Genomic DNA, 26,627 nt, shown 5'->3' with positions numbered 1-26,627 from the left:
TCCTTTTTTCCCTATGCGCTCAGGCTGCGATCGACGGCCGGGTCGAAACCCGCGCATGCCAGTCCTTCAGGTTCTTGCACTCCTCCGGCACGGCAATCTCGGCAAATCCGGCAAAGGCAAGCCCGGCAAAGGCCGTGATGTCTGCCACGGTGAAATCATCGCCTGCAAGATACGGCTGATCTGCCAGAACGCCATCCAGATACCGCATCCCTTTTAGCACATTTTCCTTCTGATGCGTCCCCCATTCCGCACATTGATAGCTTTCGACATCTGGGCCAAGGCCGGGTGTCGCATGATGAAAATAGGTTGCCACCGCATCCAGCAAACCAGATTCGGCCCGGCGCTGCATCATGTGAATCACCGCGCGGTCTTTCGGGGTCTTACCGGTCAGGCTCGGGGCACCATCCAACTGATCCAGATATTCGGTGATCGCCGAACACTCCGAAATATACGTACCATCCTCCAGTTCCAGCAGCGGCACCGCGGCGGATGGGTTCTTGGCGCGGTAATCCTCCGACAGATGTTCGCCCTCGGGCACATTGACCGAGATGAACTCGACCTGATCGGTCAAACCCTTTTCCGCCAGGGCAATGCGCACGCGCGCCGGGTTCGGGAAGCCGGCAAATTCATATACCTTCATGGTGTTTCCTCTCTCTCGTATTATGTATCTATCTAGTAGTAGGTAGATGTATGCACTTGCGCTCGCCCCGGGTCAAGCCTATCTACTGATAGATCGCAAAAACGTGAGACTGATGCCCGACACCCGCACTCAAATTCTTGATCTGGCCGAAAACGCCATCCGCCTGCGCGGCTATCACGCCGTCAGCTTTCGGGATTTGGCGGATGAGATGGGGATCAAATCGGCCAGCATCCACTATCATTTCCGCCACAAGGAAGATCTGGGATTGGCCGTTGTCGACCGCTACGCCGATCGGATCGCGACGCAGGTTGGCGCACCCGATGCCCAGGACTGGCCGCGGTCGCTGGCGCTCTTTTGTCAGGTCTACCGGGACGCGCTGCGCAAAAACCAATTGCAATGCCTGTGCGGCATGCTGGCCGCCGAAAGCGCGGGGCTGCCCGACAAGGTGGCCACCCGCGTGTCCGAATTCTTTCGCGGCAACATCGCGTGGCTGACCGCAGCCATGCCCCCTGACATGCCGGACAAGCCGGGACTGGCCCTGCGCATCCAGTGCCAGCTTCAGGGCGCGATGACCGTCGCGGTCAGTCTCAAGGATCTGTCGGTCATGGATCGGGCCGCCCAGCAGATTTGTGCCAGTGCGGCAGATTGAAGGTGCAATTTTGGCGCAGAAAAAGGATCGATTCCGTACGGCCCGTACGCCTGTTGCCACGAACACGCTGATTTACGTACGTTTCGCACGTACAAAACGTACGCCTTGTACGGTTTCGCTGCGTCCTACTGCCACTGGACGCGGCCCCGGATAATTCCTATATGTTTGGTCAGGATAACGTCAGGACTCTTAGATGACACATAGCCCCGAACCCCTTGAAGGCGCCCCGCTGATCGCGCCCTCCAGCACCGATCATCCCCTCTATGATCAGATCGTCGAGGCGTGCCGCTCGGTCTATGACCCCGAAATTCCGGTCAATATATATGATCTGGGCCTGATCTATACCATTGATATTGATAGCGAAAATGCAGTCAGCATCGCAATGACCCTGACCGCACCGGGCTGCCCGGTGGCGGGCGAAATGCCCGGTTGGGTCGCCGAAGCGATCGAGCCTTTGGCCGGTGTGAAGCAGGTCGATGTGCAGCTGACATGGGAGCCCCCCTGGGGCATGGACATGATGAGTGATGAAGCGCGTCTAGAACTTGGTTTCATGTAGAATGATCAAAGGATTATAAGGCGAAGCTAATGTTTGGCATTCCCGGAAAACAGGCCGTCACCATGACCGATGCCGCCGCTGGCCAGATTGCCAGGCTGATGGCCAAAGATGGTCATGAGGGGTTGCGCATCGGCGTCAAAAAAGGCGGTTGTGCAGGCATGGAATACACCATGGAGTATGTGACCCAGGTCGACCCCCATGATGAGGTGGTCGAACAGGATGGCGCACGGGTCATGATCGCCCCGATGGCGCAGATGTTCCTCTTTGGCACCCAGATTGATTACGAAGTGTCATTGCTGGAATCCGGTTTCAAATTCAACAATCCCAACGTGACCGAGGCCTGCGGCTGCGGCGAATCCATCAAGTTCGAAGGCATGTAGGCCTGTCGCCGCAAGTCATTGGTATCAGGAAATATTTTTAAATGAGCAGACGTAAACTTGCCGCCGGAAACTGGAAGATGAACGGCACACGCGCCGCATTGTCCGAGCTTCAGGCATTGGTCTCCGCGCATCCTGATCCGTCGGTCGATATCCTCATCTGCCCGCCATCCACCCTTCTCCGCGACGCCGCAGCCTTGGCCGACACCGCACCACTAGATATAGGCGGGCAGGATTGCCATTCAGAAGCCACCGGCGCCCATACCGGCGATATCTCCGCCCCCATGCTGACCGATGCCGGGGCAACTCATGTGATCCTCGGCCATTCAGAAAGGCGGGAAAATCACAATGAATCCAGTGAGTTGGTGCGCGCCAAAGCCCGCGCCGCCCATGCCGCTGGCCTGACTGCCATCATTTGTCTGGGCGAAAGTCTGTCCGAACGCGAAGCTGCCAATACGCTCGACATCATCGCCGGCCAGCTCTCCAGCTCCGTACCGGATGCCACGACAGCCGTGAACACGGTGATCGCGTATGAACCCATCTGGGCCATCGGCACCGGCCTCACCCCCACGGTCGCCCAGATCGACGAGGTGCATGATTTCATCCGCACCCGACTGATCACCCGTTTCGGGCCCGATATTGGCAATGGCGTACGACTTCTCTATGGCGGCTCCGTCAAACCCTCAAACGCCGCTGAAATTTTCGAAACCGATAATGTCGACGGCGCACTTGTTGGCGGCGCCAGCCTGAAACAATCTGATTTCTCGCCTATTATCAAAGCTTTGGAAGAAAGCGCCTGATCTATCCCCGCGCCCTAACGCTCAACGGTGAACATCATCTCAAAGCGGCAGCATCGTCGTTGATTTGATCTCTTCCATAGATAGAAGTGCAGTGACATTGTGCACCTTCACCTCTGATATCAGCGCCTGATAAAACACGTCATAAGCCCGCGCATTCGCAACCCGTACCTTGAGGATATAGTCGATATCCCCGGCCAACCGATGCGCCTCCTGCACCTCGGGCCTGTCGCGCAGCGCCTTCAAAAACGCTTTCTGCCATCCCGCATCATGCTCGGACGTACGGATCAACACAAAGAAACAGGCTTCAAACCCTAGGGCTTCGGCATCCAACAGAAACGTCTGCTGTTTGATCACCCCCGCTTCGCGCATCTTGCGAATCCGGTTCCAGACCGGCGTCTTGGAACTGCCTACAATCTTGGCAATATCATCAAGCGACTGACCACCATCCTGCTGCAACTGCACGAGGATTTTTCGGTCCAGATCATCTATTCGGACAGACATTCTACATTTCCTTCAATTGTGGAACATATCATCACCTATGCGGCCCAGGAGAAACATATGTCCTTATTCGGCGGGGCATCTGGCGCAATAGTGGGAATATTTCCTATATAGAGGCAAGTCAATTACTTCTGGATCCGGCCCGATGAAACCCTTTGAGAGCAACCCTACTGATCATGCGCCCAAGAGCACAGGCCATGTCGCCTTCGTCGGTGCGGGCCCGGGAGATCCGGAACTGCTGACGCTTAAGGCGCTTCGGGCGCTTGAAGCCGCAGATGTCGTGATCCATGACCGCCTGGTTAGCTCAGAGATTTTGACGTTTTCGGGTGCCAAGAGCATCCTGATCAATGTTGGCAAAGAAGGTTTCGGCCCCTCCACCCATCAGGATGATATCAACGCGTCGATTGTCGAACATGCGCGCGAAGGTGCAGATGTCGTTCGCCTCAAAGGCGGTGATCCCACGGTCTTCGGGCGTCTGGACGAAGAAATCGACGCGGTTCAGGCCGCTGGCATCACCTGGCATATCATACCCGGCATTACCGCCGCTTCGGCCAGCGTCGCCACCATCGGTCAGAGCCTGACAAAACGCGGTCGCAATGCCTCAGTCCGCATACTAACGGGCCATGACATGAAGGGTTTTGCCGATCATGACTGGAAAGCGCTGGCGCGCCAGGGCGAAGTTGCAGCGATCTACATGGGTAAGAAATCAGCCCGATTTATTCAGGGCCGCCTGATCATGCATGGGGCGGACCGGGCCACGCCAGTGACCGTCATCGAAAATGCCAGCCGCCGGGATCAGCGCGTTTTAGCGACCACGCTGGGCACCCTGCCCTCTGATCTTTCTGCCTCGGGTTTCGACGGACCGGCGCTGACCTTCTATGGCCTTGCCCCGCGCGAGGCGCATTCTTCACTCTCAACCATTTCCCAACAGGAGCTTGCCTGACATGCCCCGTGAATTCACCCCGAAAGTCGTGACCGCCAACGCACTGATCGAAGGCGATGTTGTCTACTTCACCGCTGAAGACACCTGGACTCGCCGGTTGAGCGAGGCCGAGGTGATAGCCGAGGAAGACCATGCGCAACTGCGCCTGTTGCAGGCTGAAGGCCAGCCCGAGCTGGTTGTCGGCGCCTATCTGGCCGATGTGGCTGCAGGCGACAATGGGCCAGAACCCACCCATTTCCGCGAGGATTTCCGGCGCACCGGCCCCTCGAACTACAACCATGGCAAGCAAGCGGAGCTGACCAATGTATGACTATAGCGAATTCGACGCGGCCTTTGTAGCCGAGCGTAACAAGCAATTCCGCAGCCAAGTGGAACGCCGCATCGCCGGTGCGCTAACCGAAGATGAATTCAAGCCTCTACGCCTGATGAACGGCCTCTATCTGCAACTGCACGCCTATATGCTGCGCGTGGCCATCCCCTATGGCACGCTGGGCAGCATCCAGATGCGCAAGTTGGCGGATATCGCCGACAAGTGGGACAAGGGCTATGGCCATTTCACCACCCGTCAGAACATCCAGTATAATTGGCCGAAACTGAGCGATGTGCCGGATATGCTGGATGCGCTGGCTGAGGTGCAGATGCATGCGATCCAGACCAGCGGCAACACCATCCGCAACGTGACTGCCGACCATTTCGCCGGTGCCGCCGCGGATGAGGTCGCCGATCCGCGCCCCGTGGCTGAACTGATCCGACAATGGTCTACCGACCACCCCGAGTTCCAGTTTCTGCCGCGCAAATTCAAGATTGCCGTCACCGGCAGCCCAAATGACCGCGCGGTGATCAAGGCCCACGACATCGGTCTGCAAATCGTCGAACAGGACGGTGAAATCGGCTATCGCGTGATCGTCGGCGGCGGCTTGGGCCGCACCCCGATGATCGGTAAGGTGCTGCGCGATTTCCTGCCCGAAGAGGATCTTCTGCCTTATCTCGAGGCAACCGTCAGCGTCTGGAACCTGCTGGGCCGTCGCGATAACAAATACAAGGCCCGTATCAAGATCACCGTGCACGAGCATGGCATCGATGACATCCGCGAAAGGGTTGAACGGGTCTTCCAGATGATCCGCCCCAGCTTCTCGGGAATCGACCAAAAGCTGTTTGCCGAGATCAAGGAAGCCTTTGCCGCGCCGGATTTCCGGGAAGCATCGTTGGCGGAGTACGAGACCGCCTACAAGCACGATCCGATCTTCCGGTCCTGGGTCGACACCAACCTGGCGGAACACCGCGCCCCCGGCTATGCGATCGTGCAAATCAGCCTCAAGGCGCATGGCGCGACACCGGGCGACGCGAGTTCCGAACAGATGCGCGTCATGGCCGATCTGGCCCAGAAATACGGCCACGATCAGCTGCGCATCAGCCATGAGCAGAACGTGATTCTGCCGCATGTGCATAAATCCGACCTGCCGGTGATCCATGCGATGCTGAAGAAACACGGGCTGGCCACGGCCAACATCGGCCTGATCAGCGATATCATCGCCTGCCCCGGCATGGATTATTGCGCGCTGGCCACGGCCCGTTCAATCCCGATCGCCCAAGAGATTGCCACACGGTTCGATGAGTTGAAGCTTGAGCATGAGGTCGGCGATCTGAAGATCAAGATTTCGGGCTGCATCAATGCCTGCGGGCATCATCATGTCGGCCATATCGGAATCCTGGGTCTGGACCGCGCGGGGGTGGAGAACTACCAGATCACCCTTGGCGGTGATGCCACCGAGAACGCGCGTGTGGGCGACCGGACCGGGCCGGGCTTTTCGGCAACCGAAATTCTGCCCGCGATCGAGCGGATCGTTTACGCCTATCTAGATCTGCGCAGCGATCCGACCGAGACATTCGCCCAGACCTATGCCCGTGTCGGCCTCGCGCCGTTCAAGGTGGCCCTTTATCAGCAGGACAAGGCCTATGCCGCAGAGTGACCTGACCGAACGGGTCAGGGCGCTGAACGACAGGTATCGCCATCACTCGGCGATATCCGTCCTGCAACACGCGCTCAAGGACCCTTACGCCGGTAAACTGGCGTTGGTCTCCAGCTTCGGGGCCGAATCTGTGGTGCTGCTGCACATGGTGTCGGTCACGCAGCGGGACACGCCGGTGATCTTCATCGACACCGAGATGCTGTTCACCGAGACGCTGGTGTACCAGCAAGAGGTGGCTGAGCGTCTGGGGTTGAGTGATCTGCGCATCCTGCACGCGTCGCAAAACAGCCTGCTGGCGCAAGACCCCGACGATGATCTGCACAAGCGCGATCCGGATGCCTGCTGTACCCTGCGCAAGACGCTGCCGCTTCAGGCTGCTTTGCACAGTTTTGACGGCTGGATCACCGGGCGCAAACGCTATCAGGGCAGCACCCGTGCCGGGCTGGAATTCTTCGAAATCGAAGAGGGCACTCACCGGATCAAGGTCAACCCGCTGGCCCATTGGACGCCGGATGATATCCGCACCTATATCGAGGAAAACAACCTGCCGCGCCATCCGCTGGTTGCCAGGGGATACCCCTCGATTGGCTGCATGCCCTGCACCTCGCCGGTCAAACCCGGCGAAGACCCCCGCGCCGGACGCTGGCGCGATACCGAAAAAACCGAATGTGGCATCCATTTTGTGAACGGCAAGATGGTGCGAAAAGGAGTGAACGCATGAGCGTGATTGTCACCGATACCGGCTTTGCCCCCGATGGATGGAATGAAAGTTTCAGCCCCCTGTCTGACGCCACGGCGCAGGACCATTCGATTGATCTGACGTCGGACAGCGATCCGACCGAGCTGAACGACCGGCTGGCCGACCTGCGGATGATCCGCGTCGATTTCCCCAGTTTTGCCGATGGCCGCGGCTTTACCATTGCAAGACAGCTGCGCCTGATGGGGTATGATGGTCGCCTGCGCGCCAAGGGGCATGTGATTGCCGATCAATACGCCATGGCCCGCCGCTCGGGCTTTGACGAGGTCGAAATCAGCGATGAACTGGCGGCCCGACAGCCCCAAGATCAATGGCAATTCCGCGCTCAATGGCAAGCGCATGATTATCAGGCCCGCCTGCGCGGCTGATTACCCCCTTCCCCTGACCTGGATCAAAGACTAATGAAAGGTGCCGGTCTATTCGACCGGCAGAACGCAATGAACGAGATTACTACTGTGACCGAAGCCAAGGCTGTCAAACTTCCCACCCTGCCCGATGCGCAGACGGTGACACAGGTAAAGCACTGGACGGATCGTCTGTTTTCCTTTCGGGTGACCCGGCCTGCATCTCTGCGGTTTCGCTCGGGCGAGTTTGTGATGATCGGCCTGATGGGTGACCCGGACCCAAAAACCGGCAAGCAGAAACCGCTCTTGCGCGCTTACTCCATCGCCTCGCCTTCGTGGGATGACGAACTGGAGTTCTATTCGATCAAGGTGCAGGACGGCCCGCTGACCAGCCGGTTGCAGCATATCCAGCCCGGGGACGAGATCATTTTGCGGCCCAAACCCGTGGGCACGCTGGTGCATGACGCGCTGCTGCCGGGGAAACGCATCTGGTTCTTTGCCACCGGCACCGGGTTCGCACCCTTTGCATCGCTCCTGCGCGACCCGCAGACCTACGAGGATTACGACGAGGTAATCATCACCCACACCTGCCGCGAGGTCGGTGAGTTGACCTATGGCGCCGAGTTGATTGAGAGCATCCGCAATGACGAGATGTTGCAAGAGTTGATCGGCGAAGAGAATCTCAAAAAGCTGCGCTACTACCCAACCACAACGCGCGAAGAGAGCCCCAAGATGGGCCGTATCACCGACTTGATGCGCTCAGGCGAGGCATTTACCGATTTGGGCGTGGAGCCGCTGAGCCCTGAAACAGACCGCGCGATGGTTTGCGGCAACCTCGCTTTCAATCTGGAGCTAAAAGAAATGCTTGAAGGTTTCGGGTTGCGCGAAGGTGCCAATTCGGCCCCCAAGGAATACGTCGTCGAAAAGGCATTCCTGGATTGATACGAATAGCTTTGCCGTAACAAAAACCCGCGCTGATTTCTCGGCGCGGGTTTCTCTTTTGGTCGTGTTAGAGACTTACATGCCGAGGGCTTGCTTCACCGCCTCAAGCGCCGCTTTCAGAGTTTCCGGGCTATCTTGAGCAGCCTTAACCGATTCTTGCAGCATGGTTTTCTTGACATCACCAAGGTCAGAGTCGGCAATCATCTGATTAACTTTTTCGAGGCTGAAATTCTCAACCGTCAAAGCCTCTTCTGCGCTTTCTGTCGCGTCCATTGCTGTGTCGCTTGCAGCATCGGCAGCTTCGGTCGCGGTGTCTGTCGCAGCATCAGCAGCGTCTCCGGCGGTATCGGCCGCTGTGTCAGCAGCCTCACTTGCAGTATCAGCAGCGTCGTCGGCCATTTCGGTCGCGGTGTCAGTAGCGGCTTCACCTGCGGTGTCCGCTGCCTCTTCGGCCTCCGTGGCTACGTCCGAGGCCGCATCCGCTGCATCGCCAGTGGCGCCGGTCAAGGAATCGATAGCATCACCGGCGACATTTGCCGCGTCATCAACCGCATCGCTGGCTGCATTTGCGGCATCATCGACCGCATCCTTAACAGCGTCTGTCGCTGATTCGGCAGCCTCGGTCGCCGTATCCACAGCTTCCTGCGCCGTGTCAGCCCCAACATCTGCGGCCTCGCCAGCAGTATCGGCAGCTGCATCCGCAGCTTCGCCAACCGCGTCAGCGGCTTCATCAACCGCTTCAGCGGCAGTGTCGGCTGCGCTTTCAGCCGCTTCTGTTTCTGTCGTGGTGTCGGTCACGGAATCGGTCATCTCATTCACCGATTTTCCGGTGAACAGCATATAACCCCCGATCAGAACAACGGCAGCGACAATTATCCAAAGTAGGTTTCTCATCTAAGTTCCCCTTAATTATCAGGCCATTCACACAAATCTTGGCCACATAGGTTGTGACACACCAGATGCAGCCGAAAATTAAAACCCACAAGGGGGAATGTCGCCGGTTTCGGCTCAGATCAGCCTATTTTGGCGCTTGAATCACCCAGCAGGCGCAGATAGTTTGCAGCCTCATATAAGAATGCTATCGAAGGATCAAAACCATAGCTCGCAGACCCCACAACGCGCCACCTCAGCGCGACACCGGCCCCCGCGTCAACGAAAATATCCGCGCTAACGAAATCCGCCTGATTGGCGCTGATGGCGATAATGTCGGAGTGGTGTCACCCGAGCAAGCCCTTGATATGGCTGAAGAAGCCGGGCTTGACCTGGTTGAGATTTCGCCCAATGCCAATCCCCCGGTCGCCAAGATCATGGACTACGGCAAATACAAATACGAACAGCAAAAGCGTGAATCCGAAGCCCGTAAAAAGCAGAAGGTTATCGAGGTCAAAGAGGTCAAATTCCGGCCCAATACCGATACCCATGACTATGACGTCAAAATGCGCAACGTCGTCAAATTCCTTCAAAACGGGGACAAGGTGAAGGTCACTTTGCGGTTTCGCGGCCGTGAAATGGCTCATCAGGAACTGGGCCGTGATCTGCTGGAGCGTGTGGCAGAAGACACCAAGGAAATCGGCAAGGTCGAGAATATGCCGAAAATGGAAGGCCGTCAGATGATCATGGTGATCGGCCCCGTCGCCCGCTGATCGTCAAGGCAATGCGCAGGTGTACACAGTGTAAACAGTGTACGCCGATTGTGTACACTTCCCCGTCCGAAATCAGGCAACCTCGCGTTGCGCTCTTTCAGTCATTTTGCCGATTTCGGACATGGGCGAGTGTCAGACGCTATACGGCTATTCAGCGGCTACTTTTCGGGGCTTGAGCATATCTTTCAGATAGTGGCCTGTATGGCTGGCAGGCACCTCGGCGACCGCCTCTGGTGTGCCCGTGGCAACAATCTGACCGCCCCCGTCGCCGCCTTCGGGACCAATGTCGATGATCCAGTCCGCGGTTTTCACCACATCGAGGTTATGTTCGATCACGATCACGGTATTGCCCGTCTCCACTAGTTCGTGGAGCACTTGCAAAAGCTTTTTCACATCTTCGAAATGCAGACCCGTCGTGGGCTCATCAAGGATATAGAGCGTGCGCCCGGTGGAGCGTTTCGCAAGCTCCTTCGAAAGTTTTACCCGCTGCGCCTCACCGCCTGAAAGCGTCGTTGCCTGCTGACCGACCTTGATATAGCCCAGACCAACCCGGCTGAGCGCGTCCATCTTCTCGCGGATCGAGGGTACTGCCTTGAAGAACTCCTGAGCGTCTTCGACAGTCATGTCCAGTACATCGGCAATGGACTTGCCCTTGAAGGTAATCTCCAGCGTCTCACGGTTGTAACGCTTGCCCTGACAAGTCTCGCAAGTGACGTAGACATCTGGCAGGAAGTGCATTTCGATCTTGATCAGCCCATCACCCTGACACGCCTCGCAACGCCCGCCTTTGACGTTGAAGCTGAAACGTCCGGGCTTGTATCCGCGTGCCTTGGCTTCTGGCAGACCCGCAAACCAGTCGCGGATCGGGGTGAAAGCGCCGGTATAGGTGGCCGGGTTCGACCGGGGTGTGCGGCCAATCGGGCGCTGATCGATGTCGATCACCTTATCCAGATGCTCCAATCCCTTGATGGTCTCACAGGGCGCAGGTGTCTGACGCGCACCGTTAAGGCGCATCGAAGCGGTTTTGAACAGCGTTTCAATCGTCAGCGTCGATTTACCGCCGCCAGACACACCGGTGACGCATACGAATTTGCCCAGCGGAAACTCCGCCGTCACTTCTTTAAGATTGTTGCCTGTCGCCTTGACAACTTTGAGTTTTTTGCCATTTCCCTTGCGCCTGTCGCTGGCAAATTCAATCTCACGTTGGCCCGACAGATACTGCCCAGTGATCGAGGCTGGATCGCTGGCGATGTGATCGGGCGTGCCATGACTGACGACGCGCCCCCCATGTACCCCCGCACCCGGACCGATATCGAACACATAGTCGGCAGTGCGGATCGCCTCTTCGTCATGTTCGACGACGATCACGGTATTTCCCTGATCTCGCAGGTTCTTGAGGGTTTCCAGAAGACGACCATTGTCGCGCTGATGCAAACCAATAGACGGCTCATCCAGCACGTAGAGCACGCCCGTGAGGCCGCTACCGATCTGGCTGGCCAGCCGGATACGCTGACTTTCACCGCCTGAAAGCGTGCCGGCATTACGGCTGAGGGTCAGGTATTCAAGGCCGACATTATTCAGGAAGCCCAGCCGTTCGCGGATTTCTTTGAGGATCGCATGCGCAATTTCGTTCTTCTGCTTGGTCAGGCTTTCGGGGACGGTCTGGCACCAGTCAAACGCCTCGCGGATCGACATCTGCACCACTTCACCCACATGCAGACCAGCGATTTTGACGGCCAGCGCCTCTTCCCTCAGGCGGAAGCCACCGCACGCCCCACAGGAACGATTGTTCTGATAGCGCTCAAACTCTTCGCGAATCCAGTTGCTGTCGGTCTCGCGGTAGCGGCGTTCCATGTTGGGAATAACACCCTCGAACACACGGCTGACCTGGTAGACGCGACCACCTTCATCATAGCGGAACTGGATTTCCTCATCGCCCGACCCATAGAGAAAGACCTGCTGGATATGGGCGGGAAGATCTTTCCACTTGGTGTTCTTGTCGAACTCGTAATGCTTGGCGATGGCTTCGATCGTTTGCAGGAAATAGGGCGATTTTCCCTTGCGCCAGGGGGCCAGCGCACCGTCGTAGATTTTCAGGTTCTGATCGGGCACAACGAGGCGTTCATCGAAAAATAGCTCTGCGCCAAGCCCGTCACATTCCGGGCAGGCCCCAAAGGGGGCGTTGAAGGAAAACAGGCGTGGCTCGATCTCGGGGATGGTGAATCCACTGACCGGACAGGCGAAATTTTCGCTGAAGGTGATGCGGTCGGGATCGCCTTCTTTGGGCGCGGTTTCCAGAACGGCGATACCGTCTGCCAGATCAAGCGCGGTGCGGAAACTGTCAGCCAGACGGGTCTCAAGGCCCGTTTTGACCACAATCCGGTCGACCACAACGTCAATATCGTGGCGGTATTTCTTGTCGAGCGTGGGCGGTTCATCCAGATCGTAGAATTGGCCATCGACCTTGACGCGCTGAAACCCCTGCTTGCGCAGTTCTAGGAATTCCTTTCGGTATTCCCCTTTGCGGTCGCGCACGATGGGTGCCAGAAGATAGGCGCGCAGCCCCTCCTCCATCGCCATGACGCGGTCGACCATATCCTGAACCTGCTGTGCCTCGATCGGTTTGCCGGTGGCGGGCGAATAAGGTGTGCCGACGCGCGCAAAAAGTAGCCGCATATAGTCATAGATTTCGGTCACGGTGCCAACGGTGGAACGCGGGTTCTTGGAGGTTGTCTTTTGCTCGATCGAAATCGCCGGGGACAAACCGCTGATGTGATCAACGTCCGGCTTTTCCATCATATTGAGGAATTGACGGGCATAGGCGGACAACGATTCGACATAGCGGCGCTGGCCTTCGGCATAGATGGTATCAAATGCCAGGCTGGATTTGCCTGACCCGGAAAGGCCTGTGATTACAACCAGTTCATCGCGCGGAATATCCACGTCGATTGATGCCAGATTGTGCTCGCGTGCGCCGCGTACCTCGATTTTCTTGAGATCGGCCATCAGCTCCCCCGTGTCAGTGGGTTACAGATAGTTGAGGCGGCGGGTTCTTCCAAGTCAAAAATGCGAACAATAAGCGAACATAAGAGTTTCGGCGCAGGTTTTCGCAGCGAGGGATAATACCGACAGGCGCATGCTGACGGGAAATGTCAGGAATCGTCGTGCGAAGAGCGTCTGATTAGAAATGCAGGCTGAGACCGGCGCGGAAGATCACGTTTTCCGAGCCATTCGCCGCAGCTGTGCCACCGATGTTACGTGTCTCAGCCGGGGCGTCGACATAATAGGCCTCGACACGGCCAGCGATATTGTTCCACAGAAACCGTTCTGCTCCGGCGCCCAGCATCAGGCCGGGTTCGAAATCGCTGCTGGACCCCGTACCGGTCAGCGACGTGTGCTGTTCCGTCCAGGCAACACCGAAAGAACCGAAAAACAGCGTTTCACCCTGTGTCACCCCGGCGCGAATGCGCAGTGAGGTCATCATGTCCTCATCAAAAGCGCCACCAACAAAACGGTCGCTGATATCGGTGAGGGTCACGTCAGCCTCGGCCCCCAGAACAGAGCTGCCGCTCTGCCAGTTATATCCAAGCTGGAAGCCGCCAACCATACCCGACGTGGTGCCTGACGGGCCCGGCGTTGCCGCGATACCATTTGAGAGATCTGAGGTTACCGCCCCAACATGAACGCCCAAATATGGCCCATCCCACGCCTGTTGCGCCGATACCGGCACGGCCACGAATATAGCGAACGCAGCGAGACAAAAGTGTTTCGGATGTGCGGTCATCGGGATTCTCCTGATGGATTCGCCCTGTTGAGCGAGAACCAAAGAATAGCCGATACAAGTAAAAGATGTGTTTCCAAGAGGTTAACACAGCGTTTCACAAATCCGCATATTGGGGGTTAAATGGCGTGGTCAGATCAAAAAACCCTCGGCCGACACGCGGCGCGAGGGTGAATTTTCCGGTCAGCGACGCGACAAAAGTCGCGCCAGATACGTGTCAGATATGAATGACCTTACCATAGGCATCCAGCACGCTCTCGTGCATCATTTCTGATAGCGTGGGGTGCGGGAAGACAGTGTTCATCAGGTCTTCTTCGGTGGTTTCAAGCTGACGACCAACAACGTAACCCTGGATAAGCTCGGTCACTTCGGCGCCAATCATATGGGCCCCCAGCAACTCTCCGGTTTTCTTGTCAAAGATGGTTTTGACCATCCCTTCCGGTTCACCAAGCGCAATCGCCTTGCCGTTGCCGATGAAGGGGAAGCGTCCGACCTTGACGTCAAAGCCTGCTTCTTTCGCCTTGGCCTCGGTTAGACCAACTGATGCGACTTGCGGATGGCAATAGGTACAACCCGCAATACTTTCTGGTTTGACCGGGTGCGCATGTTTACCAGCGACCAGATCCGCGACCATCACACCCTCATGGCTCGCTTTGTGCGCAAGCCAGGGCGCGCCGGCAATATCGCCGATCGCATAGAGGCCATCGACACCGGTGCGACAGAATTCATCGGTCACAACATGGGTGCGGTCAACCTTCACGCCCAGTTCCTCCAGCCCCAAACCTTCGACATTGCCGACAATGCCTACGGCAGAAATCACGGTATCGAAATCGTGCTTTTCAACCTTGCCACCGACCTCGATATGAGCGGTCACTTTGCCCTTGGCGCGATCAAGCTGTTTGACCATCGCCTTTTGCATGATCTTCATGCCTTGCTTTTCAAACGCCTTCTTCGCGAAGGCACTGATTTCGGCGTCTTCGACAGGTAGAACACGATCCATTACCTCGACCACGGTCGTGTCGGCACCCAGCGTGTTGTAGAAACTGGCGAATTCAATGCCGATCGCGCCCGAGCCGATAACCAGCAATTTCTTTGGCATGCGGGGCGGCAACAGCGCATGTTTATAGGTCCAGACCAGATCTCCGTCAGCCTCAAGCCCCGGCAATTCGCGGGCGCGCGCACCCGTGGCCAGAATGATGTTCTTGGCGGTCAGTTCTTCGGTGCCCTTGTCGGTCTTAACGCTGACCTTGCCTTTACCAGTCAGCGTGGCCGCACCCATGACGGCCGTCACTTTGTTCTTTTTCAGAAGGTGGCCAACACCGCCATTCAACTGTTTGGCCACGCCACGTGAGCGTTTGACCACGGCATCAAGATCATAGTCGATCCCATCCGCCTTGAGACCGAATTCTTTAGCGCGGTGCATCAGGTGAAACACCTCGGACGAGCGCAGCAACGCCTTGGTCGGGATGCAGCCCCAGTTCAGGCAGATGCCGCCCATATGTTCACGCTCGACAATTGCAACGTTCAATCCGTTTTGGGCACCGCGAATGGCAGCCACATAGCCGCCGGGTCCGGCCCCGATTACAATCATATCAAAAGATTTGGACGCCATGAGGTTCTCCGAATTCCAGAATTAGTTTGATATTAAACTATCTTTGCAGACGCAGCAACGCAGCAATTTGCGACCGCAGCATTTCGCCGCGGCGCCTTCTGGACCGGGTTATTTCGAAGGAAGATCAGGCGGCGGCGTCGCCAGCTTGCAAATCCCGCAGCGTCGCACCATAACCGCCATCCGCGATGTACTCACGCTCCACCGCGATGCACTCCCGCCCAAGGGCCTTGTTGCGATAGGGGAAGCGACCAAACATGCGGATCACTTCGCGGTGGGCACGCGCGTGCAGCAGGTTGCTGGGTCCATTTTTCGGCATCCGTTCGCAGATCAGCCTGATGCAGCGATCCTGATCACACAGGTTCTCGGAATGCATCAGCGGCAGATAAAAGAACTGCCGTGCGGGTTCATCAATCCGCATATCCCATTTGCGATGGATGGCAGCCTTGGCGGCGGCCAGCGCATGGCGGTCAGTGGCAAAGGCTGAGCCCTCTCCACGGAACATGTTGCGGGGAAGCTGATCCATCAGGATAAGGTAAGCCAAGGTGCCTGAAGGGTATGTCAGCCAAAGACCAAACCGGCCTTCTCGGGCTTCATGCCATGCCTCTTCAAAGCGATCCCGGATCTTCTGGTCCAGTTCGGGCGAAGCTTCGTACCAGCCCGCCTGTCCCACATCATCCAACCAAAAACTCAGTACATCGTCCGGCGCGACCATAGGTATCTCCTTGGGTTTCCTATGATTTACTAATTCACGTTACTCAACTGTTACCAAGCCGGATAGTAAATTAATACTACCGGACGTCACATAGAGGTGAGTGTTACTCTTCTGCCTCTTCCGCTTGCAATTCGGCTTCGGCCTCGGCGGCTTCGATATCGTATTCCTGGGCGAAGGCGACAGCCATGGGTGAGGCCGACGGCAGAACCATTGTGTAGCTGTCGGTTTCCTCGACCGAAGGCGCGGCACGCTGGGTCATCCGATAGGCGGCATAGGCAGACATGCTGAACATCAGAAGGCCGATAAAGAGGAAGTAGCCATGTGCACCAATAGCGCCCATGATCCAGGCGGTTACCATCGGGCCAGCAACCGCACCAAGCCCGTTGATAAAGACCATACCACCTGCGGCAGCGGCCATATCGTCAGGTTCAAGGAAGTCGTTGGTATAAGCAATCAGCAGTGAATAAAGGGGGTTCGTCGTACCCCCGATCAGGAACGCGCCAATCAGCAGCATCGGGAAGAAGCTGCCAAACATCATCGCCAGGAATGCCCCGCCCCCGGCCACCAGTGCTGCCGCCATGATCAATACACGCCGATCCATGCGGTCTGAAAGATACCCAAGCGGATATTGTACGATCAGGGCGCCCACATAGAAGGTGGCCACGAATGTCGAAATCTGTCCAATGCTCAGCCCGGCCTCGGCGCCATAGACCGCAGCCATCCCGAACTGAGCCGAAAACACGCCCCCCAGAAGCAGCATACCGACACATCCCAAGGGTGAAATGCGCAGAATTTCACGCAGGCTCATCGGTTTGGTGGTGTCATAGGCGGGCGTCGGGGTGACTGACAGCAAAATGGGGGCAAACGCCACGGAAACGCAAACCGAGGCGATGACAAAAAGCACATACCCCGATGCATCTGCCATCACCATGATGCCCTGCGCCGAGACGATCCCGACCATCTGCATGATCATGTAAAGCGATAGCGCCTGGCCACGAGTTTCATTCGACGATGCGTTGTTGAGCCAGCTTTCAGCAGTTACATAAACGCCCGAGAAGCAAAACCCGATCAGCACCCGGCCAAGGGCCCAGGCCCAGGGATCGGCCAGCGCGGGATACAGGATCAGCACGGCCGAGATCAGCGATCCAAGCGCGGCAAAGACCCGGACATGCCCAACGCGGTGGATGAGTTCCGGTGCCATTTTCGAGCCAAAGAGAAACCCCAGGAAATAGCCCGACATCACCAGCGACATGGAAAAGGTCGTAAAGCCTTCGATCTCGCCGCGCACGCCAAGCAATGTCCCCTGAAGGCCGTTGCCGACCTGCAAAAGCATCATGCCCAAAAGAAGGGCCCAGGCGCTGGACATTACCTTGATCATCGGGGAACTCCTGATTGTTCCTGTCAGCGTAAACTGCAAAACCGCGTTGTCATCCTTGGCAGCGACTCAGTTGGGGTCGCATTTGGCCCGCGTGACAGTGTTTTATTCCGGGATCAATAAGGAAGCGTCTCCGTAAGAGAAAAACCGGTATTGCTGTGCAATCGCATGGGCATAAATCTGCCGTATCGTGCCCTGCCCCATCAACGCCGAGACCAGCATCATCAGTGTGGATCTTGGCAGGTGGAAATTGGTCATCAACGCGTCGGCGACCTGAAAACGGAAACCCGGATAGATGAAGATATCGGTCTCGCCGCGCCAGGGAGAAATCTGTCCACCGCGCGCAGCGCTTTCGATCAGGCGCAAGGCGGTTGTGCCCACCGGAATCACGCGATGCCCGGCCTGTTTGGTGGCAGCGATCTCGGACGCGGCCTGCGCGCTGACCTCTCCCCATTCGGCATGCATTTTATGCGTCTTAACGTCCTCGACCTTGACCGGCAAAAAGGTGCCAGCGCCAACATGCAGGGTGACATGGGTGAATGCGATGCCGTTGTCCTGCAAGATCTTCAACAACGGTTCGTCAAAATGCAGAGACGCGGTGGGCGCGGCAACGGCGCCTGGCGTGCGGGCGAACACGGTCTGATAATCGGTCTTGTCCTGCGCATCCGCCGGGCGTTTGGCGGCAATGTAGGGCGGTAATGGCATCGCTCCGGCCTCGGTCAGGGCGGCGTCGAAATCATCGCCTGTCAGATTGAACTGCAACTGCGCCTGACCTTCGGATTTGCCCAGCAACTCGGCAGAAAGCTCGTCTGAGAAGATCACCGTTTCGCCTTCGCGGATTTTCTTGAGCGGCTTGACCAGCGCGTTCCACGTGCCTTCGGGGCCGGGATCCAGCAAAGTCACCTCGATCCGGGCCGAGGTTGTTCCCGCATCGCCCAAGCGCGTCCGCGTCCCGCTGAGTCGGGCCGGGATCACACGCGTATCGTTCAGTACCAGCCGGTCACCGGGGCGCAACCATTCGGGCAATTGATTCACATGTGTGTCGGTGATCCGCTTGCCCTCCGCCACCAAAAGCCGCGCGGCACTGCGAGGTTTGACCGGACGCGTTGCAATCAGCCCATCGGGTAGATCAAAATCGAAATCACTTAGTTTCATGGGGTTTTCAGCGGTCCCTGCTACTGCTGTTATTGCGTTGGCGCGGTGGCTCTTCATTTGGCAGCACCTGTTTGGTCGAAGGGGCCTGCGTGGTTGGTTGATCGCTTGCCCCCCGCTGCACCTTAGGAGGGGAGCGGCGAAAGAATTCCCGAAACATGCCCGGTGTGAGCGCGGATAGCGGATTGACCGACACCGAAGGGGACGACGCTGGCCCCTTGATCTTGTAGGTGAACCCAAAAAGCCCCTCGCCCTTGCGGGTGAAAAACCTGCCGACGGCATTGACCAGGTAGATCGGTGAAAACACGCCCTGCATATCCATCCGCTTGCTACCCAGATAGTAATAGCCGTCCATGGATATCCCCAGCGATGCACCGACTGCGCTGCTTTCGATCAAGGTGACACGATCCGGCGATAGGTGGAATTTCGCGTCCACCCGGGAGAAATGCAATCCATCACTTTGTATCTGTTCCAGAATGCCGATGACGCTGACCGCATTCATCAGCGCGGCCATCCAGGGAATATCCCTGACCCGGAAATCATCAATGCCCAGCCTGCCATTATAACTGCCTTTTTCACCGGCAGGTGTCAGGATCAGATCCATTTTGCCATCGCGTGCATTCTGCAATAGACCGGCCGACACCATGACCGCGCCCGCATTTTCAGATTGGATACGGAATGCGCTGCGTCCGTTTTGCGGCACAACACGGCCGCTGATCACCGCACCATTGTTAATTTTGCCCGTGAAATTGCCGTCAAGACCCCGTGACGTATCAAGCTGCGCGCGGAAATTGGTCAGTCCGATGCTTTCAGAGATCAGCAGCCAATTCAGTTCAAGGGTGATCGGCCCGCCCTGCTTGCCACGTTGAGAGCCACCGCCACTTGCCAACGAGGTCTGGCGCAGGTCGATGCTGCCGCCCCGGACATGAACCGCAGGCGAGGCCCCTGCCCCGCGTCCGATCAGATCGACCGGCGCATCCAGCCATGTACCCAGTTTGACCTGCGAAAACGACGCCCGGTTCAAGCCGCCCGAAGGATAAAGCTGGATACTGCCGCGTGCAACCAGACCGCCGGCATCAAGACTTACCGTTTCAATTGTCGGCGGTTGCCCAAGCTGGCCCGCAACAATCAGCGTACCCGATGCCTTTTGCGACAGCGCCCAGCCCAATTGCCGAAGGCGAAGCCCGACACCGATTAGATTGGAGGAAAGCGAAAAACGTCCCGGCGCATCCCGCGCCAGTTCAATCGTGATGTCTGCTTGCCCTGCCCCCGAAATCGCACCCGGCGGCAGGCCGATCCGAAAGGCATCTGTAAAGCGTTCGGAAAGTTCGATCTTGCCATTAAATCGGCTGGTGCCATCTGCCTGCGTTCCAAGCGCCGATTCCCATTGACCGGTGAAAGGCACGCCGCTGATCTGGCCGTCACCGCCAATTTTCAACGCCTCATTTCCGGCAGAAACCTGAAGCTTGTTAGCGGTGATCAGACGCCCTGGCGCAAGCTTTTCACTGCGGACACCACTAAGATCGCCCGTGACGTCAAACGCCACTTCCGAGGTTTTGAGCTTGTCTTTTAGCAAAAAGTCGAGTTGCCCCGTCAATTTTGCCCGGCCGTCTGCCAGCGTGACCGGTTGATCGGCCTTTTGAAGTATCCTTAAAGGCTCTTCATCCAACAGCGAAAGCGCGGCGGTGATGGTACTGGATGTGCTCAGGCGTACCCGCGCGGGGCTGCGTTTGATGCGCACATCCGGTACAATGAAACTGGTGCCCGATACATCAATCCGACCACCCTGTGCCGCTACTACATGGCCGCTATTGGCCGTGATCGTAAAGCGGTTGTCGTAGAGCGACGCATGGCCCGACGCCTCTTGGATAGGCGGCATCTTCTTCATAAAGCGCGTATTCAGCCCATCGAAATCGAACCCAAGAAACACTTCTGGTTTCCGGCTTGGCGCGATACGAAGTGCAAATTGCAGGTTTTTCAGATCAGCGGATTGGACACTTTCGTCAATCCATTTTCGGGTTCCGTCTGCGAAATCCGGCGGCCAAAGCTCGACCAGACGCTTGGGTGTCAGCGTATCCATCTGGCCGTCCAGCGACACATCCCACCCGTCAGGCGCGGCCTTGACTGCCCCTTTCATGACCAGCGTGTTGCCCTGATCGCTGAAACTGAGTTGGCCCAGCGACAATTGAAAAGGCTCAATCTGCAAACGGACATCCATATTGGCACCGGCCAGCGAAATCGGTTCGGCATAGATTTCGTTCGGGTTTGCAGTGATCTCGGTCACCGAAATCTGACCCAGTATTTCCTCGGGCAAGCCATTTTCGACATTCATCAAGGTCGCGCGACCTGCAGCCCGGGCGGTCACCCAGTTGCTGACAACCGACAGATCGTCAAACTGCATGGTCTGCATGACCGGATCGTAAGTGAAATAGCTGCGGGCCGAGGTAAAGGCGACGGGTTCGGTCGCTTCGGTCGGTTGCAAAACACCTTCACCGATCTGCAAGGTTGCATTGAGCGGCCCGAAGGTGCCATCCGGCCTGACCGAAGTGCGCAAAGCACCGGAAATCGGCGCCTTGAGTGCGCTGAGCCAGGCCAGGGCCGGAGATTGTCCGGCGATGTCATCGGTCGTCATGTCCTCGAAACTCAGCCCGAGGTCCGCAGCGGTGCTGCCAATGCGACCGCTATAGCTCATCTCAAGCGTGGTGGCGTAATCGCGCCCGCCCAAAAGCGCAAAATCGCCCCGGATGTTCAGATCATCCCCGTCACGCGTCAGGCCCAACCGCCCGCCATCCACTGTCCATGACCGGTTGGCGCGTCGGTCGTCGAATTGGATGCTCAGGTTTTCGGCGCTGATCCGATTGAGCGCCGTAAATCTGTCACGCGTCAAAAACGCATCCAGATCATCGACCAATGCAGCGATGTTCGGTGCCTGATCGACCGATTTGACCGTATCACCAAGTGCCAGATCAAAGACGCCATCCGCGGAGCGGCGCAGAATGAGCCGTGCGCCGGAAAGCCGGATCGAGGTTGGTTGCAATTGCCCCTGCAGCAATGGTCTGAGCGCGACAGTCCCAGCAATGTCAGAGAGGTTCACGAGCGGCGCCCCGGCCGCATCGCTGACCCGAAGGTTCCGCAACAAGAGGCGCGGTTTCCAGCCCTCTTGCATAACCACCGCAACCTCACCAATCGCGACATCAAATTCCGTCTGGTCAGAGTTCAGCCGGGAAACGATCTTTTGCCGCACCCACTCGGGCGCGGTAATTTGCGTACCAACCAGTGACATTCCATAGAAAGCTCCGGCCACCAGCATGCTGACCAGCCCCAGCAACAGCCAGGTCCAGCGGCGCTTGCGACGCACCGGGAGAGTTTTCTGATCGCTCGTCTGGTTCATTTTTATCGGTTCATCCGGCGCAATGCCGGTCTTTGCTGCCTCGTGGCTTTATTCTTGCCGCTTGCGACCTAATATGAAACTCACTTTTTTGCATCCTTAAAGGAGAGACCATGCCTGACGCCACCGATCTTGCCCCCGATTTTACCCTGCCGCGCGATGGTGGCGAGGAAATCACACTTTCATCCCTGCGTCCCGGCAAGGTGGTTTTGTTTTTCTACCCGCGCGATGACACACCGGGCTGTACGAAGGAATCGATTGCCTTCACCGATATGGCCGATGCCTTTGCCGCAGCGGGCGCGACTGTGCTTGGCGTCTCCAAGGACACCGTGGCCAGCCACGACAAATTCCGTGACAAACATGGATTGCAGGTGGCGTTACTGTCCGATGCCGACAGCGACGTGTGCGAAAGCTACGGCGTCTGGAAGGAAAAAAGCATGTATGGCAAGAAGTTCATGGGGATCGAACGGTCGACCTTTCTGATCGACGGTGACGGCACGATCGCGCGTGCCTGGCGCAAGGTCAAAGTGCCAGGACATGTTGATGAGGTGTTGGAGGCGGCGCAGGCGTTATGAGCGGCAAGAGCCTGAGCGGCAAGAGCCTGAGCGACATGGCCGTTGAGGTGCTGAACACCGCCGATGGTCGCGAGAAGACTGCACTGTCGCGGGCTCATGCACAGCGTTGGTTTGCGGCACGATCCGCCGGTGAAGAGATAGCGATTGGCAGGGCGCCACCGCCCATGCGCCCCGCCCGACCCGCAAAGCCCGAACTGCTGGATCCGCGCGACGTACCCCGTCGCCGCCCCGGTAGCGAAAAGGGCCGGATCGCCATCCTACATGCCGTGGCGCATATAGAACTGAATGCGGTCGACCTGCATTGGGACATCATCGCCCGGTTCGCGGATGTGAAAATGCCCATTGGATATTTTGACGACTGGGTGAAGGCCGCTGACGAGGAATCCAAGCATTTCAATCTGATATGCGACTGTCTTGAAGCAAATAGCAGTTTCTACGGCGATCTGCCGGCCCATGCGGGCATGTGGCGCGCGGCCGAAGACACGACGGAGGATTTCATGGGGCGCCTGGCGGTCGTTCCGATGGTACTTGAGGCGCGCGGGCTGGACGTAACCCCCGGCATGATCGACATTTTCAAGCGGGCAGGTGACGACAAGTCCGTGGCTGCGATGGAAGTGATCTATGCCGAGGAAGTCGGCCATGTCGCCTATGGCTCGAAATGGTTTCACTTTCTTTGTGGTCGGAATGATATCGACCCGAAGGATGCGTTTCACAACCTGGTTCGGCGATATTTTCACGGCGCGTTGAAGCCTCCCTTCAACGAAGAAAAGCGCGCAGAGGCCGGATTGCCGCCTGATTTCTACTGGCCGTTGGCCGCTTCGTCACCAGTCAAAACCTGATGCACCCGCCTGGATAACATCCCAAAATTTGGCGCAACGTTCAGTTGAAGCGGGCTTTTTCGAGGCCAGATTGCGGAGAAATCTGAAATCCCTCAGCCTTCAACCCTTTGCATATCGGCGATTTTTTGCCGTTAAGGCAACAATCAGCCCATTTCTAATGAACCACCGTTCAAAAATCTTGCCCAATGGGAAACGGCTGGTTAATCAATTGCCCAAGACGCATATAAATCCAATAAAAAAGCGTCATCAAAGGGTCGGGTCACTAGAGGGACAGTTTCTTGCGGACAAGGATCGCGATTAAGTTTCACGCGCTGCTCGAGCGGCATTTTCCTGAACGCCGTGTCTTTCTGCGGTCAGATAATGACACGCGCTTTATCCGACTTCGATCTGAATCCCAGCTATTAGCCTTTGTCGGCGCCTCGGCGATTGTTGCGTGGGCAATCATCGCTACAGCGATCTTGTTGATGGACAGTATCGGTTCGGGAAATTTCCGCGAACAAGCCAAGCGTGATCAGCGCACTTACGAGGCGCGACTGAACTCTCTGTCATCCGAACGCGATAAACGCGCCGAAGAAGCGCTTGCAGCCCAGGAACGTTTCAACTCGGCACTGGCGCAAATTTCCGTGATGCAATCCGATTTGCTGGCCTCTGAAATACGTCGCCGTGAACTGGAGACCGGCATCGATGTGATCCAAAGCACGCTACGCCGAACGATGAAGGAACGCGAACTGGCGCGGCAGGAAGTTCACAAGATGGCTAAGGCCATCGGAGACGGGCAAGCTGAAGCGGCGGGAGCCGAAGACGTCGCCACGCAAAGCAACGGTACCGTTGATTTCCTGACTGCCGCGCTGGAAGATACCGCGAAAGAGCGTGACCAGGTCATTGCGGATGCACAGGATGCGCTGTTGAAGGCCGATCAGATGGCTGAAGAAATTCAGCTGATGAAAGACAAGAACGATCAGATCTTCCGCCAGTTGGAAGAAGCGATGACAATCTCGGTCGAACCGCTGGACAAGATGTTCAAGGCCGCCGGCATGAACACCGACAGGCTTTTGTCACAGGTGCGCCAGGGCTATTCCGGTCAGGGCGGCCCGTTGACACCGCTGACATTCTCGACCCGTGGCGAGGAGCCGTCAGCGGACATGCTGCGCGCCAACCGTCTACTCGATCAGATGGATGACCTGAACCTCTATCGTATTGCAGCTCAGAAGGCGCCCTTCGCCATTCCTGTCAAGGATGCGTTCCGCTTCACCTCGGGCTTTGGCATGCGGTGGGGACGGATGCACAAGGGTACCGATTTCGCCGCGTCCCACGGCACCCCCATCTATGCAACTGCTGATGGAGTTGTGACTCATGCCACCTGGCAATCGGGTTATGGCCTGATGGTGAAGATTCAGCATGAGTTTGGGATCGAAACCCGCTACGCGCACAACTCTAAGATCTTCGTGAAAAAGGGGCAAAGGGTCTCGCGCGGGCAAAAAATTGCTGCTATGGGGAACACTGGACGTTCCACCGGCACGCATCTACACTACGAAGTCCGTGTCGGCGGCAAGGCCGTCAACCCCATGATCTATATCAAGGCTGCAAGAGATGTTTTCTAAGAGCAAAATCAACGAACCCGGCGCCAAGGCTGACGAAACCAGTAAGCCTGCAATGCCGGAACGCAAGCCCGACGCCTTCAAGCCGGAGCCCGCATCGGGCGGCGACTTCAAGGCCAGCACCCCCAAGGCCAAACCCCCAGCATCGGTCCTGTCCTCCGATTTGCACATGACCGGCAATATCAAGACCACCGGCGATGTACAGATTGATTGCACGGTCGAAGGTGACATTCGCGCCCACCTGCTGACCATCGGTGAAGGCGCTACCGTCAAAGGTGAAGTGATCGCCGACGACGTGGTGATCAATGGCCGCATCGTGGGCCGCGTACGCGGGTTGAAAGTGCGCCTGACATCGACCGCTCGTGTCGAAGGCGACATCATCCACAAGACAATCGCCATCGAATCCGGCGCACATTTCGAAGGCTCGGTCCAACGTCAGGACGACCCGCTGAACGCCAAATCCGGCGCGGCCCCAAAGCCGCAGCAAGCCGCGGGTACAGCGCAGAAAGCCTGAGCCAAACAATCCAGACTGATGGAAAGGCGCCCTGCCCTTATGTGCAGCGGCGCCTTTTCTTTGTCTGCGGTGCGGGACAAGACGTTAGGGTGACAAGATGACAGATACATCCGTTGCACTGTTGGGGGTCAAAGGTGGCCCGGCGATCAAGCCCGGGTCAAACATGCCGAGTTCAACACTGCTGCAAATGAACAGCCTGAATATTCTGGTCGATGCCGGTCTGGGAGTGACCCGGGCTGTCTGTGATCAGGGCCTCGCATTGACCGAAATTGATCTGATCATCATTACGCACCTGCATTCGGATCATTACCTTGAGCTTGGAGCGCTCTTTCACACGGCCTGGGTCGCGGGCCTCAGAACACCGATTCCGGTCATTGGACCGGCTGGTCTGAATCACTACTGGACCGCTTTCCTGTCGTCCATGCAGTACGATATCAACCTGCGCATCGAAGACGAAGGGCGCTGCGACCTGGCTGGTTTGACGCGGATCAGCGAAATTTCGGAAGGTCTCATATATGATCAGAACGCCGTCAAAATTACAGCGCTTCGAAACCGGCACCCACCAATTCGCGATAGCTTTGCTTTGAAATTCGAAGCATGCGGTAAGAAAATTGTCCTGTCAGGCGACACGACATATTTCGCCGAAATGATCGCATTTGCCGATCAGGCCGATCTGCTGGTGCACGAAGTCCTGCTAGAGGCGGGCGTTGATGCGCTCTGCGCCAGTTTGGGTGTCACCGATGACCGACTGAAACAGCATTTGATGCGCAGTCATACTGCGGCCCCGGATGTTGGGCGAATTGCACGGCTTGCTCGTGTCAGGCGTTTGGCGTTGAACCATTTCGTTCCCGGTGCAGATGATCGTTTCTCACCACAAGATTGGGAGGTAGGCATCCGCCAAACCTGGGACGGGCCACTGACAATCGGCACCGATGGGCTAAAAATAGACCTCTAGCGCTCCA

The 26,627-nt window shown here is 57.2% G+C and carries 25 protein-coding genes and 1 pseudogene; 16 read left to right on the top strand and 10 right to left on the bottom strand.

What is annotated here, in order from left to right; translation table 11 throughout:
* Positions 1-19 precede the first annotated feature (19 nt).
* Positions 20-640 carry a glutathione S-transferase family protein gene (locus Q1B27_RS03120; RefSeq protein WP_299843457.1) on the bottom strand — a complete coding sequence of 207 codons (621 nt, stop codon included), beginning with the start codon at positions 638-640 and terminating at the stop codon, positions 20-22.
* Positions 641-752: 112 nt separating this feature from the next.
* Here Q1B27_RS03120 and Q1B27_RS03115 point away from each other — a divergent pair, with 112 nt between their 5' ends.
* The 4 genes from Q1B27_RS03115 (at position 753) to tpiA (ending at position 3,022) form a co-directional block, all read left to right on the top strand.
* Positions 753-1,289, top strand: coding sequence for a TetR/AcrR family transcriptional regulator (locus Q1B27_RS03115; RefSeq protein ID WP_299843454.1), 537 nt, complete (start codon positions 753-755; stop codon positions 1,287-1,289).
* Between the two features lie 193 nt (positions 1,290-1,482).
* Positions 1,483-1,845 (top strand): SUF system Fe-S cluster assembly protein, encoded by a 363-nt coding sequence (locus Q1B27_RS03110; protein WP_299843451.1) that lies wholly within the window; start codon positions 1,483-1,485, stop codon positions 1,843-1,845.
* Between the two features lie 29 nt (positions 1,846-1,874).
* Positions 1,875-2,225: an iron-sulfur cluster assembly accessory protein gene (locus Q1B27_RS03105; RefSeq protein WP_299843449.1), complete on the top strand. Its 351-nt coding sequence runs from the start codon at positions 1,875-1,877 to the stop codon at positions 2,223-2,225.
* Positions 2,226-2,266: 41 nt separating this feature from the next.
* Positions 2,267-3,022: a triose-phosphate isomerase gene (gene tpiA, locus Q1B27_RS03100; RefSeq protein ID WP_299843446.1), complete on the top strand. Its 756-nt coding sequence runs from the start codon at positions 2,267-2,269 to the stop codon at positions 3,020-3,022.
* A gap of 39 nt (positions 3,023-3,061) precedes the next feature.
* Here the strand turns inward: tpiA and Q1B27_RS03095 are convergent, their stop codons facing one another.
* Positions 3,062-3,523 carry an Lrp/AsnC family transcriptional regulator gene (locus tag Q1B27_RS03095; protein ID WP_299843443.1) on the bottom strand — a complete coding sequence of 154 codons (462 nt, stop codon included), beginning with the start codon at positions 3,521-3,523 and terminating at the stop codon, positions 3,062-3,064.
* Between the two features lie 184 nt (positions 3,524-3,707).
* Between Q1B27_RS03095 and cobA the strand changes: the two are divergent.
* The 6 genes and pseudogenes from cobA to Q1B27_RS03065 all read left to right on the top strand — a co-directional run.
* Positions 3,708-4,463 (top strand): annotated as a pseudogene (cobA, locus tag Q1B27_RS03090) (uroporphyrinogen-III C-methyltransferase); the annotation flags it as partial.
* A gap of 1 nt (position 4,464) precedes the next feature.
* Positions 4,465-4,773, top strand: a complete 309-nt coding sequence (locus tag Q1B27_RS03085; protein ID WP_299843440.1) for a DUF2849 domain-containing protein — start codon at positions 4,465-4,467, stop codon at positions 4,771-4,773.
* On the top strand, positions 4,766-6,433 hold the full coding sequence (locus tag Q1B27_RS03080) for a nitrite/sulfite reductase (protein ID WP_299843438.1): 1,668 nt from the start codon (positions 4,766-4,768) through the stop codon (positions 6,431-6,433). The genes Q1B27_RS03085 and Q1B27_RS03080 overlap by 8 nt, the downstream gene beginning before the upstream one ends.
* Positions 6,420-7,154, top strand: coding sequence for a phosphoadenylyl-sulfate reductase (locus Q1B27_RS03075; protein ID WP_299843434.1), 735 nt, complete (start codon positions 6,420-6,422; stop codon positions 7,152-7,154). Before Q1B27_RS03080 ends, Q1B27_RS03075 begins: the two co-directional genes overlap by 14 nt.
* A complete protein-coding gene (locus Q1B27_RS03070) occupies positions 7,151-7,558 on the top strand; it encodes a DUF934 domain-containing protein (RefSeq protein WP_299843431.1) in 408 nt (135 codons plus the stop codon). The genes Q1B27_RS03075 and Q1B27_RS03070 overlap by 4 nt, the downstream gene beginning before the upstream one ends.
* Positions 7,559-7,627: 69 nt before the next feature.
* On the top strand, positions 7,628-8,476 hold the full coding sequence (locus Q1B27_RS03065; RefSeq protein WP_299843428.1) for a ferredoxin--NADP reductase: 849 nt from the start codon (positions 7,628-7,630) through the stop codon (positions 8,474-8,476).
* A 75-nt stretch (positions 8,477-8,551) separates the two neighbouring features.
* Here Q1B27_RS03065 and Q1B27_RS03060 read toward each other — a convergent pair whose 3' ends face one another.
* Positions 8,552-9,370 (bottom strand): translation initiation factor 3, encoded by an 819-nt coding sequence (locus Q1B27_RS03060; protein WP_299843425.1) that lies wholly within the window; start codon positions 9,368-9,370, stop codon positions 8,552-8,554.
* 203 nt (positions 9,371-9,573) lie between these two features.
* On the opposite strand from Q1B27_RS03060, the gene infC reads away from it, so the two are divergent.
* On the top strand, positions 9,574-10,119 hold the full coding sequence (gene infC / locus Q1B27_RS03055; protein ID WP_299844864.1) for a translation initiation factor IF-3: 546 nt from the start codon (positions 9,574-9,576) through the stop codon (positions 10,117-10,119).
* Positions 10,120-10,266: 147 nt separating this feature from the next.
* On the opposite strand, the gene uvrA is transcribed toward infC, so the two are convergent.
* From uvrA to Q1B27_RS03020, 7 genes are all read right to left on the bottom strand, one after another.
* On the bottom strand, positions 10,267-13,125 hold the full coding sequence (gene uvrA, locus Q1B27_RS03050) for an excinuclease ABC subunit UvrA (RefSeq protein ID WP_299843422.1): 2,859 nt from the start codon (positions 13,123-13,125) through the stop codon (positions 10,267-10,269).
* Between the two features lie 175 nt (positions 13,126-13,300).
* A complete protein-coding gene (locus Q1B27_RS03045) occupies positions 13,301-13,903 on the bottom strand; it encodes an outer membrane beta-barrel protein (RefSeq protein WP_299843416.1) in 603 nt (200 codons plus the stop codon).
* A 214-nt stretch (positions 13,904-14,117) separates the two neighbouring features.
* Positions 14,118-15,512, bottom strand: coding sequence for a dihydrolipoyl dehydrogenase (gene lpdA / locus Q1B27_RS03040; RefSeq protein WP_299843413.1), 1,395 nt, complete (start codon positions 15,510-15,512; stop codon positions 14,118-14,120).
* A gap of 124 nt (positions 15,513-15,636) precedes the next feature.
* A complete protein-coding gene (locus Q1B27_RS03035) occupies positions 15,637-16,224 on the bottom strand; it encodes a DUF924 family protein (RefSeq protein ID WP_299843410.1) in 588 nt (195 codons plus the stop codon).
* A 103-nt stretch (positions 16,225-16,327) separates the two neighbouring features.
* On the bottom strand, positions 16,328-17,602 hold the full coding sequence (locus Q1B27_RS03030) for an MFS transporter (RefSeq protein WP_299843407.1): 1,275 nt from the start codon (positions 17,600-17,602) through the stop codon (positions 16,328-16,330).
* Positions 17,603-17,704: 102 nt separating this feature from the next.
* Positions 17,705-18,754 carry a tRNA preQ1(34) S-adenosylmethionine ribosyltransferase-isomerase QueA gene (queA, locus tag Q1B27_RS03025; protein ID WP_299843405.1) on the bottom strand — a complete coding sequence of 350 codons (1,050 nt, stop codon included), beginning with the start codon at positions 18,752-18,754 and terminating at the stop codon, positions 17,705-17,707.
* A 7-nt stretch (positions 18,755-18,761) separates the two neighbouring features.
* Positions 18,762-22,142, bottom strand: coding sequence for an AsmA-like C-terminal region-containing protein (locus Q1B27_RS03020; protein ID WP_299843403.1), 3,381 nt, complete (start codon positions 22,140-22,142; stop codon positions 18,762-18,764).
* Positions 22,143-22,252: 110 nt separating this feature from the next.
* Here Q1B27_RS03020 and Q1B27_RS03015 point away from each other — a divergent pair, with 110 nt between their 5' ends.
* The 5 genes from Q1B27_RS03015 to Q1B27_RS02995 all read left to right on the top strand — a co-directional run bounded on the left by Q1B27_RS03015 (position 22,253) and on the right by Q1B27_RS02995 (position 26,620).
* Positions 22,253-22,714 (top strand): peroxiredoxin, encoded by a 462-nt coding sequence (locus Q1B27_RS03015; RefSeq protein WP_299843400.1) that lies wholly within the window; start codon positions 22,253-22,255, stop codon positions 22,712-22,714.
* Between the two features lie 35 nt (positions 22,715-22,749).
* Positions 22,750-23,553 (top strand): ferritin-like domain-containing protein, encoded by an 804-nt coding sequence (locus Q1B27_RS03010; RefSeq protein WP_299844861.1) that lies wholly within the window; start codon positions 22,750-22,752, stop codon positions 23,551-23,553.
* A 278-nt stretch (positions 23,554-23,831) separates the two neighbouring features.
* Positions 23,832-25,154 (top strand): M23 family metallopeptidase, encoded by a 1,323-nt coding sequence (locus tag Q1B27_RS03005; protein ID WP_299843397.1) that lies wholly within the window; start codon positions 23,832-23,834, stop codon positions 25,152-25,154.
* On the top strand, positions 25,144-25,665 hold the full coding sequence (locus Q1B27_RS03000) for a polymer-forming cytoskeletal protein (RefSeq protein ID WP_299843394.1): 522 nt from the start codon (positions 25,144-25,146) through the stop codon (positions 25,663-25,665). The genes Q1B27_RS03005 and Q1B27_RS03000 overlap by 11 nt, the downstream gene beginning before the upstream one ends.
* 97 nt (positions 25,666-25,762) lie before the next feature.
* Positions 25,763-26,620, top strand: coding sequence for an MBL fold metallo-hydrolase (locus Q1B27_RS02995; RefSeq protein ID WP_299843391.1), 858 nt, complete (start codon positions 25,763-25,765; stop codon positions 26,618-26,620).
* The last annotated feature ends 7 nt before the right edge of the window (positions 26,621-26,627 follow it).

It is taken from the genome of uncultured Roseovarius sp. (assembly GCF_947489715.1).
Lineage (GTDB): Bacteria > Pseudomonadota > Alphaproteobacteria > Rhodobacterales > Rhodobacteraceae > Roseovarius.
Note: the sequence above shows the minus strand (reverse complement) of the source record. Positions and strands in the feature narration are given on the sequence as shown.